This window comes from Sphingomonas sp. DMC6, assembly GCF_056314225.1.
The window spans coordinates 44,047-56,878 of the sequence record NZ_JBQUYT010000010.1; the positions used below are offsets into that span (position 1 = coordinate 44,047).

Here is a 12,832-nt window from a genome sequence, read left to right on the forward strand (position 1 = left end):
TGTGGAGGCGAATGCGCTCCAGCACTAATCAATGGATTTCCCGGACCGGAGGCGGTCAGCCGGTAATGGTGTAGAGCGCGCCCAGGCCGTTGAAGAAATTGGCTACGGCAATCAGCAGCAGAACGGCGATCATCACGATCGCGCCCAGCCTTTGCGTTGGCGTCAGGTCATTGCGTTGCCTCCCCTGGCGGAGGAACGGCACCGGCAAGCGCGGTGGCGTTTCCATCCGTGGCAGGGGCGAGGAAAGCAGCCCGGCCGGCGGATCGGCAAGGTCGTCCGATTGGGTACCCAATCCCCGGAACGGCGGTTTTTCTGCCTGAAGAGGCGCGACGGGCGGCAGCTCGATGCGCCGCGCGGCGTCCCGCCGGTTGGCGGCACCCAGCGTCTTCATCGCGCGCTTCAGATGCAGATCGACGGTGTGATGCGAAATGCCGAGTTCGGCAGCGATTTCCTTGGAGGAAAGGCCGTCCCGGACACGCAACAGGCACTCTCTTTCCCGGTCGGTAAGAAGATCGGCCCCACTGCGCTCCATGGCCCCCACTAGCCACAATGGTCCGACAATCTCAACCAAAACCAGCTCGACACATGCAAAGCCGCGGGCGATGTCTCAACTATTACGCCACAATTTTCGAGACACAATCGAACAAAACCGAGGCAATGACAAGCATGGTACACCAATTTCTATCGTATAATTTATCTATTTTGGATAAATGTTGATCAAATATTTGTTTCATTCGAGATACAACCAACATCTCCTGCGATACATTCTTGGATATTTCTCATTTATATTAATTGGCTTTACCGTAACAGCCGTAGATCTGTCGCCTGAAAGGCCGGACAACACAGTGTCCCGTCGAAGCACCCGGAACGGCGGTGAAAATATTATTCCACTAGCGCAACGACGGCGCTGCGCGCGTCCGCCTAGGCGGACGCTACGCTGCCTTGCCCGCGCGGCCAGAAAAACAGGGCGACTCGGCGAGACGAGCAAGGCCTACCGATGGTTCCACCTGCTAAATGCTCGGCGAAAATATTTTCGAGTGGTTAACTGCGGGTTCGCGTTTCGGCGCCGTCTTTCCTACGTGATCACAAGCAAACTCACGCAGCGCACGCGCGCGCAGGAACGGGGCCCGACCCTCCCCACGCCCCGGCAGGAGGCGAGCCGGGACGGTGCATCGCATACGGGCGTCAGCGGCGCGCGCCAGCCCGCACCACGCGCCTCGCATGGCGGAAATGGCCTGCGCGTACTGACGTTCCTGCACAGTTTCGAACCCGGCGGCGTCGAGCGCGTCGCGCTGCGGATGGTGCGCCACTGGCGCTCGCTCGGCATTGATGCGCCGCTGTTCCTCGGCCGCGAAGACGGCGCGATGCGCAACGAATTCGCGCCCGGCATCGCGTATGAGGTGCCCGCCCAGCCCCGCCGCAGCCAGGCGAGCTGGGAAACGCTGTGGATGATCCTGAAGCTGCCGCAGGTGATCCGCCGCGAGCGCCCGGACCTGCTGTTCGTCGCCGGTTCCACCTACACCATCGTCGCGCTGGCGATGGTGCTGCTGCTCGGCCGTTCCTGCCCGCCGATCGTCGTGAAGATCAGCAACGATCTGGTCCGCCGCGACCTCAACCCCGTGGCCCGGCTCGGCTGGCGCTTCTGGCTGTGGCTGCAGGCGCGCTGCGCCGCCGGCTGGGTGGTGATGGACGAAGCGATGCTCGCCGATCTTCCCCGGCCGATGGCCCGCCGCGGCCATGTCGTCCACGATCCGGCAATCGACGCGCTGTCCTTCGCCGATCCGCGCGAACCGGCCGCTGCCGGTGCGCCGCGCCGCTTCGTCGCCGTTGGCCGCCTGGCGCATCAGAAGGATTTCGGGCTGATGCTCGCCGCCTTCGCCGCCGGTGCCCGCGCCGACGAACGGCTGACTATCTATGGTGAGGGGCCGGAGCGGCCGATGCTGGAGGCGCTGGCCGCCTCGCTCGGCATTGCCGACCGCGTCGACCTTGCGGGCCATGTGCCCGATGCCGCGTCGCAGCTGGCCGACTATGACATTCTGCTGATGTCGTCGCGCTACGAAGGCGTGCCGGCTGCAGTGGTCGAGGCTCTGGCCGCCGGGCTCAAGGTGGTGACGACCGATTGCGGCAGCGGCCTGCGCGGCCTGCTCGGCCAGGGCCGCTTCGGCACGATCGTGCCGCGCGACGCCGCCGCGCTTGCCGAGGCGATCCGCACCGCCGCCGTCGACACCACGCCGCCTGCGGGGCTGTACCAGCATCTGCGCCGCTTCACGCTGGAGCGTTCGGCGCAGCGCTATCTCGACCTGTTTGCCGATGCCGTGCTCGTCCAGCGCGGTGCCCGCCTGCAGGCGCTCGAGCCGGAGGCCTATGCGTAATGTTCGCCACGTTTCGTAATCGCGCCTCCGCACTGATCGCCCGGCTTGGTCGGGATCGGGTGATGGCCGTTGCTGGCCTCGCCATTTCCGTGGCGATCCTCTGGGCGGTGCTGCGCGAGCTGAAGGGCGTCGACCTGACGATGCTGCTCCGCGCGCCGATCAGCCCGCTGTTCTGGCTATGCTTCCTCGGCGTCTATGTGCTGACGCCGGTGATGGACTGGCTGATCCTGCGCCGGATCTGGGGCATCGGCATCGACGCGCTGCCCGCACTGCTGCGCAAGCAGGTCGCGAACGAAGTGGTGTTCGGCTATTCGGGCGACGCCCAACTCTATGTCTGGGCGCGCGGGCGCGTGGCGCCGGGCGTTCCGGTGTTCGAAACGCTGCGCGACGTGGCGGTCACTTCGGCCCTGGCGGGCAATATCGCGACGCTGGTGATGGTCGGCATGACGGCACCGATTCTCTATGCGCTCGCCGCCGGCACGCTGCTCAACACGCTGCTGGCGTCAACCGCGGTGGTGGTGATTTCGTCGCTCGCGATCTTCGCCTTCCGCCGCATGGTGTTCACGCTGCCGCGGCGCGCGCTGCTGGAAACCTTCGGCATTCACTGTGTCCGCACCGCCGTCAGCCTGCTGCTCACGGCGATGCTGTGGAAGCTGCTGCTGCCGGAGATTTCGGCGGGTACGCTGGTGGTCGTCGCGACGGTGCGGATGATGATCTATCGTCTGCCGCTGATCCCGGCGCGCGACACGCTGCTGGCGCCGCTGATCGCGGCGCTGATCGGCACCGGCTCGGGCCTGGCCGGCGCCGTGCTGTTCGTGGCGGCGCTCACGCTGGCGACGCATGTGCTGGTCGGCGGCGTCGCCTCGCTCGCCGACCTGCTGCCGCGTCGCGCCGTGCCGCGCCGCCTGAAACTGCGTCCCGCGACCACGCTTGCCTGAACGCCGGCGCTATCGCGCAAGCGCCAGCTCGTAGATCACAGCCGAGGTCGCCGGAACGTCGATCGCCTTGTCAGCGCCCCGCACGGCGGCGCTGGAGATGGTGACTTCGGGAGCCGCCCCCACTTTGTTGCGCGCGGTCAGCCCCTTGCCCTGCAACAGCCAGCGCGTGCCCGCGCCGGTCAGCGCCACGCCCTGCAACGCCAGCCGCTGCGGCTGATAGGTCGCGTTGACCACGCCGATGCGCAGCACGCGCCCGTCGGGTGAAAGCCCCGCGACCATGTCGAGCGGCCAGGTCGGGCTGCCCGCAACCACCTGAGGATGCGCATAGCCGACCGGATATTTCGGCGCCGGCTGCGGGGCATCGCCGATCAGCGCCACCGGCACGGTGCCCGCACCGAAATGCTCGCCATAGAGTTTGAAGACCATACCCGTTGCGTTGAGCGTCGCACCGGTCGGCGTGATGTCCATGGTCGAGGCGCCAGTCGTGAATGCCGCCATGGTCAGAAAATCGCTGTGGCGCAGCATTTCCTGAAACACCATCGCATAGGCGAGCGAGGATTTGAGGTTCGGCTCGCCCGCCAGATAGGCATATTCGTCGATCGAAAGGAACACACCCGAATCGCGCAGCTTCGGGAAGCGGCTGCGATAGATGTCCCACTCCAGCGCCTCCATCCGGACATGGGTGGAAGGCGCGCGGGCAAACTCCATCAGCTCGTCCGCGGCCGGCGCATCGGGCCGAGCCTCCGCCCGGTCGTACCAATGCTCGGTGATCCCGTCGAAACTGCCCCATGCCTTGTCGAAGAAGCCGCCGGTCCAGTCTTCCTCGGTGCCGAATTTCGGCTGGATATTCTCCAGGCTGCTATTCTGCTGCACGCCCTTGGGATGGAGCTGGTCCGGCATCGCCCCGGAGGCGATCAGGACGATCGAGGGATCGCGCGCCTTCATCGCCCGCGCAAATTCGCGGTGCTTTATCAGATAGTATTCGAGCGAGGTCTTGCCGATCTGCCACCAGCCGAACGGCTCGTTGCCGATATTCCACCATTTGACCCCATAGGGTTCGGGATGGCCGTTCGCCGCGCGCAGCCCGCCCCAAGTGCTGGCCGCCGCTCCGTTCAGATATTCGACTTCCTCGGCCGCCGAATTGGCATCGCCCAGCCCGGCATTGACCGTCACATAGGGTTCGACGCCGATCAGGCGGCACAGCTCCATCCACTCGTCCATGCCGATGTCGTTGGTCTGCATCGCGCTCCAGGCATGGTCGAACATCGGCGGCCGCTTGTCGCGCGGGCCGATCGCTTCATGCCAGTCCCAGTTGGACAGGAAATTGCCGCCCGGCAGCCGCCAGAAACCGGAGCGGAGCGAGCGGGCGATCGCCGTCGTATCGGCGCGCCAGCCATGAATGTTGTCGGCCGGCATCAGCGACACCGCTCCCACCGCGAAGTGACCGCTGCCGGTGCCGGTGATCTCCAGCCGGGCATCCGTCGCATCGGCACCGGCGGTGAAGGCGAAATCGGCCTTGGCCCATGCCGTACCCGGCACCGGCAGGCGAACCGATTGTCGCCCCTGCGGCCCCTCGCCCCAGATCAACGTTGCCGTCACCGCCACTCCGGCATCGCCGCGCAGCCACAGATGCCCGGTATAGCTTTTGCCCCGGGCCAGCCCCAGCCCCGCCTGTGACAGTCCGCGCGGGCTTTCCCCCGCCACCGCCACGCTGGCGCTTTGTGCGCCGACAAAGGGCTGCGCTGTATCCATGACGATGGCATCGTCCCCGCCAACGGGCCGCCATTTGCGATAGCTGACGCCGGGTCGGCCCTCGGCATTGAGCGGCGGCGGTGCATCGCGGCTGGCGGGCCCGACCGGATAGTAGAATTTCCGGTCGTCGAGCATTTCCGCCCATAGCGTGCGGTTCACCAGTCCCCCGATCGGCTCGATGAACATGCCGTAGAGATAGGGCGAGACAGGTGCGGATCGCCGCGTGATATCGATCCGCACCTGTACCGGGCCCGGCCCGTCGGAAGCTGCGAAGAGCGGCGCCGCCGTGCCCAGCGCGAGCATGGCTGTGGCAAGCATCCGGGTGCGAACGGTGCGGATAGAAAACAAGGCCTGTCTCCTCATCGCGGCCATGTCGGCCAAAGGGAACCGCCGGCCCTAAGGTCGGCGGCACAGGAAGAGTGCGGAGGCGCAGGCACCGGCTCGGGGAAGGGAAAGCCCGCGCGCACCGCCCTCAGAACTTGAAGCGCACGCCCGCCCGATAGACGCGGCCGATCTGGTCGTAGAGCGTCGGGCTGTTGAAGATGGTCGAACGCGGCGGATTCCGGTCGAGCAGATTATCGATCTTGGCATAGGCCGTGATCGCCTTGGTGATGTTCACCGTGCCCCCGATGTCGAGATAGAAGGCGCCGGGGATGAAATTCTGGTCGATGGTCGGGTGCGCGGCGGTCGAGGCCGGGCAGTTCGACTGGCAGACAATATATTGGTTGCCGATCGTCCCGTCGCTGAACCAGCGCTCCTGCACCAGCAGCGAGAAGGCCTGGTTCTGGTACGTCTGCACCGCCAGCCACTTCCAGTTGGGCGTCGATCCTTGGTTGCTGCCCGCGGAATCGACCGGGAAAGTGCCCGGCAGGCCGGTATCGGTGATGTAGCGAATGACATGCGTGGCCAGCGCCTGCAGCGTCAGGCTGCCCGGCAGGCCCAGCGGCCGCTGCCAGCGATAGCTCGCCTCGATATCGAAGCCAGCGGTATCGATCGATGCCAGGTTGAATGCCTGGACGTTGATGTAGTTGGGGCCGGCACTGTTGTTCAGATTGAAGACACTGCACGTGCTGGGAAGCACCTTCTGGTAGCAGAGCTGGACAATGTCGGTTGCGGCCAGGCTGGAAATCACGTCGCGGATCTTCAGCTTGTAATAGTCGAACGACAGGTTGAGCCCACGCATCCAGCCGGGGTTTGCCAGCGTGATGCCCATGGTGGTGTTACGCGCAATTTCGGGCTTCAGGTTGGGGTTGCCGATGCTGTTCTGGATTGCGAGCACATTGGTATTGCGGAACGGATCATAGAAATTGGGCAGCGTCGTCGTCACCGGCGCGGCGAACAGTTCGGACAGGTTCGGCGCCCGCACGTCGCGCGAGGTGACGCCGCGGATGCGCAGCCCGTCGATCGGCAATTCCCAGGTGCCGCCGATCTTCCATGCCCAGACTATACCCGACGTGCTGTAATCCGTAACGCGCGCCGCGCCGGTCAGGTTGGCGTGGCCCGCGCCCTCGGAATTGAGGAGCGGCACGTTCGCCTCGAGAAAGGCTTCCTTCACGCTATAGGCGCCGCTGCCGTTCTTGTAGTTGCCGGCATACCAGTTGTTGCCGCCGGTCAGCAGCACAGGATCGGCCGGGTAGTCGCCGCCCGCCGGGGTTGCGGCAAAGCCGGCGCCATAGGGATCGGCACGAACCTTGTAATATTCGTGGCGGAACTCACCGCCGAACGCGACCGTCAGCGGCCCCGCCCACAAGTTCACCGGCGAACCGGAAAAGTTGAAGCTGGCGACATCCTGAGTCTGACGGGTGCGCTGATAGGGGCCCCGTTCCGGCATGATGTAGCGCAGTGCGGCGTCGGACGGCATGCCGCCGATGATGTTGAGCGGCTGGCAGCCATTGGCCCGCGCCACCGGATCGCGACAGACGATCGCACCGTTCACCAGCGTGGCGTCGATCGCCTGGTTGAAGCGGTTGGTCAGCAGAATATTGTGGACGTCGATGTCGGTATAGTTGGTGCCGTGCTCCAGATAGACATCATAGTTCCAGTCGCTGCCCAGCACCGGCGCGCGGCCCTTGGCGCCCAGCACGAAGCGATACTGGCGGCGATCGGTGTTGACGCGGGTGTTGCCCAGCGCCGCGTTGCTGGTGCCATAGGCAAAGCTGGTGATGCCTGCCGTGGTGCAGGCCGCCTGGATGGAAGCGGGCACGAACGGATTGGCGCACTGGATCGTCAGGCCCGGCTTGTTCTGCCCGTTGACCGGCTGGTTATGGGTCTTCACCTCGCCGATATTGACACTGACATAAAGCTCGTTCCCGGGCGCGAAATCGAACCCTACCCGGCCATAGCCGTCGAGCCGCTCGATCGCCGACTTGAGCGAGCGCCCTGCATCGACGTTGCCCGACAGGTCGCCGCCCAGGCAGTAGCCGGGGTAGCAACCGGTGACGTTGCCCTTGGCATCGCGTGCCGGCACGCCGTTCGAACCATATTGGAACTGGAAGGGATTGCCGTTCCGGTCGAAGGCGGTGCCCTGCAGCGGACCGGCGGTGATCAGGCCATATTTGGTGAAGGTGATCGACTGGCCATAATCGCGCACCAGATATTGCGGCGAACCGTCGTTGAGGACGCCGCGGTTGATCAGCGTGGTCTGCTTGAACCAGTCGCGGCCGTTGGCGAGGCCGGTGCCCCACTGGCCGCCGCCGATACCGGCTTCCTTGTCATATTCGACGCTGCCGACGATATGCAGCCGCTCGCCGAGGAAACTGTCGCCCGCCGCGAGCTGCACCAGCCCCTGGGCATCGTCACCATAGGTGGTGATGCCGCCTTGAATATTGCCCTTGATGCCGCGGAAATGCGTGTCGGTAATGAAGTTGACCACGCCGCCCACAGCGTCCGAGCCATAGGAAGCCGAGGCGCCACCGCTCACTACGTCGACACGCTTGATCAGCAATTGCGGGAACAGGCTGATGTCGGGAACGCCGGTAACGTTCGCGCCCACGACGCGCTGCCCGTCGAGCAGCGTCAGCGTCCGGATGGTGCCGACACCGCGCAGCGAAAAGGAGCTGAGCCCCTGCTGCCCGCTCGACGTGCTGAAGGTGTTGACCTGCGTGCCGCTCGAGCCCTGCAGCGAGGGGAGCTGGGCGATGGTGGTGAACACATTGGGCTGGGCATTGGCGGCAATCTGTTCCTCGCCGATCACTGTGGTCGGGGTCGGCGCGGTGAAGCCGCTGACAACCAGGCGCGTGCCGGTAACGACGATCGCCTCTTCGGTGCTGCCGGAGGATTGCGCAGTGGCATCGGCCCTGTTCGAACCAGCTGCCGGCACCGACTCCGCCTGCTGCGCCAGCGCCGGCGCCGCCATGGCACATGCCGCCAGTGAAATCGCTCCGAAGGACACATTGCGGAAAAGCAAACCGCGCCGAGCCACGACTCTCAAGAACATCCCGCTCTCCCTGATCTTATATTTGATCTTGATTATTATGATTGCCGCAGGCGCCGCTGGCGGCGACGCTTGCAGATACACTTCACCAGACTTCACTGACCGGAAGCCTGCTGCAATGCACAAATGTTTACGTTAACATCTATGGGTTAAATCCAATACGACGCCCTGTCAATAGTCAGACAAGTTGCCGAAACCCTTGCAGAAACTCACCAAGGGCAGTACGAATCGGCTTCTTTTGTGATACATTGGTGCCATCACCCGTCCCCAGGGCCGTGCTGGCGACCGTTTCTGAATCGCCTTCTTGTTCACGTTAACGGAGTACGCCTTGCGCCGCTTTGGCATCCCCCATCTCCGTTGGACGATCATCGCGCTCTTCGTCGGGGCGATGGTCATCAACTATCTTGCACGGGCCGTGCTGGGCGTGGCGGCGCCGCTGATTCTGGCCGAGCAGGCGATCAGCAGCGAGCAATATGGCTGGATCACCGGCGCGTTTCAGCTGGGCGTGATGTTCCAGCCGCTTGCCGGCTATCTGCTCGACGGCGCCGGTCTGCGGCTGGGCTTCGCGATCTGTGTCGGCGTCTGGTCGCTGCTGACCATGGCCCATGTCTTTGCCAGCGGCTGGATCAGTTTTGCGGCGCTCCGCGGTGTATTGGGTCTGGCCGAAGGGTCGGCGCAGCCCGCCGGGCAGAAGCTGGTCGCCGAATGGTTTCCGGCGCGCGAGCGCGGCGTGGCGGGCGGCATATACAATATCGGCGCATCGTTCGGCGCGATCCTCGCCCCGCCGCTCGTCGCCTGGGCGGTGCTGACGCAAAGCTGGCGGCTGGCCTTTCTGGTCGCGGGCGGCATCGGCCTTGTCTGGGCGCTGCTGTGGTTTTTCTGGTATCGGCCGCCCGGGCGCCATCCCCGTCTGGGAGAAGCGGAGCGCGCCTATATCGCCGCGGGGCAGGAGGCGCGGCTGACTGCAGATGGCGCGCGCCCGGCAATCCTCGGGCTGCTCCGTCGCCGCGACCTGTGGGGCATTGCCCTGCCGCGCATGCTCGCCGACCCGGTATGGGGCATGCTGTCCTTCTGGATGCCGCTCTATCTCGCCCGGGTGCGCCATTTCGACCTGGGCCAGATCGCCCTGTTCGCCTGGCTGCCTTTCCTTGCGGCGGATCTGGGGTGCCTGTTCGGCCCCGCCGTCGCCGCCTTTCTGCAGCGTCGCGGCGTGGCGCTGGTGGATGCCCGGCGCGGCGCCTTCACGCTGGGCGCGGTGATGATGACCGGCATGGCGTTCGTCGGCACCGTCACCAGTCCCTATGCGGCAATCGCCCTGCTCTGTCTGGGCGGCTTCGCGCACCAGACGCTCTCGGTGACCGTCATCACCATGGCCTCCGACCTGTTCCGCCGCAACGAAGTGGCGACCGCTGCGGGGCTGGCGGGCCTGGCCGGCAATCTGGGCGTGCTGGTCTTTTCGCTGCTGCTCGGCGGACTCGTCGACCGGGTCGGCTATGGCCCCTTCTTTATCCTGCTCGGCGTGCTCGATCTGCTCGGCGCCCTGCTTCTCTGGACCCTGGTACGCAAGCCCGCATGACCCATTTCCGCAATCCCGTGCTGCGCGGGTTCAACCCCGATCCGTCGCTGGTCCGCGTCGGCGAGGATTTCTTCCTCGCCACTTCGACCTTCGAATGGTTCCCCGGCGTGCAGATCCACCACAGCCGCGATCTGGTCCACTGGCGCCTCGCCGCGCGCCCGCTGCGCCGCGCGAGCCAGCTCGACATGCGCGGCAATCCCGATTCCTGCGGCGTCTGGGCACCGGACCTGACCTATCAGGACGGCCGCTTCTGGCTCGTCTATACCGATGTGAAGCGCTACGGGCAGACGACGGTGAACGGCGCGCATGGCGCGTCCCTCCGCGACTTCCACAATTATCTGGTGACCGCCGACCGGATCGACGGCGACTGGTCCGATCCGGTGCCGCTGAACAGCAGCGGGTTCGACCCTGCGCTGTTCCATGACGACGACGGCCGTAGCTGGCTGCTCAACATGCTTTGGGACCACCGCCCCGATCGCCAGCGCTTCGCGGGCATCGTCGCGCAGGAGCTCGATCGTACCACGCTGCAACTGGTGGGCGAGCGGCGGATGCTCTTCGCCGGAACCGAGCGCGGCTTCACCGAGGGGCCGCATCTCTACAAGCGGGATGGCTGGTACCATCTGCTGGTGGCGGAAGGTGGCACCGGCTGGGAACATGCGGTGGTAATGGCACGGTCGCACGACCTGTTCGGCCCCTATACCGTGCACCCGGAAGGCGCCGTGCTGAACGCGGAAGGCGCGCGAGCGGGAGCCATCACCCGCGCCGGTCATGGCGATCTGGTCACGCTTGCCGATGACACGCCCTGGCTTGCCTATCTGTGCGGCCGCCCCTTGCCGGGACGGGAGCGCTGCGTGCTGGGGCGAGAAACCGCGATCCAGCCGATGCGCTGGGGCGAGGACGGCTGGCTGCGCACGCTGGACGGCAGCGGCCGGCCCGATCCCGCCCCGCCCCTGCCGCCGCTCGCGCCCGCGCCCTGGCCCGACGCCGCCTGGGACGGCAGCTTCACGACGGGCGACCTTCCGGCCGACCTGCAATGGCTGCGCTCGCCGTACCCCGAAAGGCTGTTCAGCCTGTCCGCGCGCGCCGGTTGGCTGCGTCTGTTCGGCCGGGAGACGATCGGCAGCCATTTCGAGCAGGCACTGCTCGCGCGCCGCCAGAGCGATTTCCGCTACACCGCCACCACCCGGATGGAGTTCGCCCCCGCCAATTTCCAGCAGGCGGCGGGGCTGGTCTGCTATTATAACAGCACCAAATTCCACTATCTCCATGTAACCCCGGACGATGACGGCGCGCGCCAGCTCGCCTTGCTTTCGGCCGATCCGGCGCATGGCTGCACCGGCACGGTGATTGCCGACACGCTGCCGGACGGCCCGATAGAGTTGCGCGTCATGGTCGACGGGGCAGCGCTGCACTTCGCCTGGCGCGGGGCGGACATGGCGGAATGGCAACCGGCAGGCCCCGCGCTCGACGCCAGCATCCTGTCGGACGAAGTGACGCTGCCCGGCCTGCCCAATTTCACCGGCGCCTTTGTCGGCATGGCATGTCAGGACATGGCCGGCGCCGGCATCCACGCCGATTTCGCCTGGTTCCGCTACGAAGCGTCGGCCGACTGATTTTCCGGTGGCGACGCCGTCGAACTGCGCCGCACGATGCTATATTCCAGCACGCGCGGCCGGTGCTTGCCGCGCGCCAGTTCGACGTCGCTTGCCACCAGTGCGAGCGCTTCGGCAGCCAGCCGGCGCAGCGGCTGGTGCACGGTGGTGAGCGGTGGCCACAAGGTGACGGCCGCAGTCGTATCGTCATAGCCCACGACGGTAAGCTGGCGCGGCACGTCGAGCTGGCGCCGATGCGCAACCGACACCACGGCAGCCGCCATATCGTCGTTGCTGGCAAAGATGGCCGTGGGGGGCGCCGGGCCGTCGAGCAGTTGCTCGCCCGCCACCAGGCCGGAGGCATAGCTGAAATCGCCCTGCGCCACCTTCACTTCGATATCGGCGACTTCGCGTACCGCTTCGTAGAATCCGGCCATGCGTTCGGCGCTGGCCGCTTGATCGGGATTGCCGACGATGAACCCCAGCCGGCGATGCCCCAGCTCGAGCAGGTGGCGCGTCATTTCATAGGCGGCGCGATGGTCGTCAATGCGGACGCAGGTGGCGCCGGGCACCTTATAGGCTGCAACGGCGGCCATCGGCACGCCCGCCGGCCGCAGTGCCGCCAGCACGGCGCGAGATTCCCCCAGCGGCGGCGCGAGGATGATGCCGGATAGCCCCGCACTCGCGAACTTCACCAGTTCCGCCTCGCTCGGCGGGTGGCCGCCCTCCCCCTTTAGCAGCACCAGCCGCGCGCCGCGGATCGACGCTTCCTCGAACACGCCGGTCAGGAACTCGCTCATGAAAGCGGCACTGGGGTTGGAATACACCACGCCGATCCGCAGCTCCGCTGCCGTTACCAGGCTGCGCGCAGCGGCATTGGGCGTGTAGGACAGCGCCGCGATTGCGCTTTCCACTGCTGCGCGCGTCTCTTCGCTCACGCCGCTGCGGCGATTGATGACGCGGGAAACCGTCATCGCAGACACGCCCGCGCGGGCCGCCACATCGATAATCGTCGCGCCCCGCGCCAGCCGGCTCCGTCTTGCCACCGCTTCCCTCTTGTGTGCCATACGCAAGCATTGGCCTACGCCATGGCGAGGCTTCCGGGAAGAACCGGCGTTGCAGCGTCTTTCAACCTACACAGAACTGACATTCGTTTGTCACACCGTCGC

General features: G+C 65.9%; 8 protein-coding genes. 4 read left to right on the forward strand and 4 right to left on the reverse strand.

What is annotated here, in order from left to right; translation table 11 throughout:
* Positions 1 to 55 precede the first annotated feature (55 nt).
* The gene (locus tag ACT53M_RS17830) at positions 56 to 532 is read right to left on the reverse strand and encodes a helix-turn-helix domain-containing protein (RefSeq protein WP_476235098.1); all 477 of its coding nucleotides are present in this window, start codon (positions 530 to 532) and stop codon (positions 56 to 58) included.
* 547 nt (positions 533 to 1,079) lie between these two features.
* Here ACT53M_RS17830 and ACT53M_RS17835 point away from each other — a divergent pair.
* Positions 1,080 to 2,372 (forward strand): glycosyltransferase, encoded by a 1,293-nt coding sequence (locus ACT53M_RS17835; RefSeq protein ID WP_476235100.1) that lies wholly within the window; start codon positions 1,080 to 1,082, stop codon positions 2,370 to 2,372.
* Positions 2,372 to 3,310, forward strand: coding sequence for a hypothetical protein (locus tag ACT53M_RS17840; protein WP_476235101.1), 939 nt, complete (start codon positions 2,372 to 2,374; stop codon positions 3,308 to 3,310). The genes ACT53M_RS17835 and ACT53M_RS17840 overlap by 1 nt, the downstream gene beginning before the upstream one ends.
* A 9-nt stretch (positions 3,311 to 3,319) precedes the next feature.
* Here ACT53M_RS17840 and ACT53M_RS17845 read toward each other — a convergent pair whose 3' ends face one another.
* Together ACT53M_RS17845 and ACT53M_RS17850 are read right to left on the reverse strand one after the other, a co-directional pair.
* Positions 3,320 to 5,410: an alpha-N-arabinofuranosidase gene (locus ACT53M_RS17845; protein ID WP_476235102.1), complete on the reverse strand. Its 2,091-nt coding sequence runs from the start codon at positions 5,408 to 5,410 to the stop codon at positions 3,320 to 3,322.
* A gap of 124 nt (positions 5,411 to 5,534) precedes the next feature.
* Positions 5,535 to 8,417 carry a TonB-dependent receptor plug domain-containing protein gene (locus ACT53M_RS17850; protein ID WP_476235103.1) on the reverse strand — a complete coding sequence of 961 codons (2,883 nt, stop codon included), beginning with the start codon at positions 8,415 to 8,417 and terminating at the stop codon, positions 5,535 to 5,537.
* Positions 8,418 to 8,823: 406 nt separating this feature from the next.
* On the opposite strand from ACT53M_RS17850, the gene ACT53M_RS17855 reads away from it, so the two are divergent.
* The gene (locus tag ACT53M_RS17855; protein ID WP_476235104.1) at positions 8,824 to 10,071 is read left to right on the forward strand and encodes an MFS transporter; all 1,248 of its coding nucleotides are present in this window, start codon (positions 8,824 to 8,826) and stop codon (positions 10,069 to 10,071) included.
* Positions 10,068 to 11,684 (forward strand): glycoside hydrolase family 43 protein, encoded by a 1,617-nt coding sequence (locus tag ACT53M_RS17860; protein ID WP_476235105.1) that lies wholly within the window; start codon positions 10,068 to 10,070, stop codon positions 11,682 to 11,684. The genes ACT53M_RS17855 and ACT53M_RS17860 overlap by 4 nt, the downstream gene beginning before the upstream one ends.
* Here the strand turns inward: ACT53M_RS17860 and ACT53M_RS17865 are convergent.
* Positions 11,663 to 12,709 (reverse strand): LacI family DNA-binding transcriptional regulator, encoded by a 1,047-nt coding sequence (locus ACT53M_RS17865; protein ID WP_476235106.1) that lies wholly within the window; start codon positions 12,707 to 12,709, stop codon positions 11,663 to 11,665. The genes ACT53M_RS17860 and ACT53M_RS17865 overlap by 22 nt on opposite strands.
* Positions 12,710 to 12,832 lie beyond the last annotated feature (123 nt).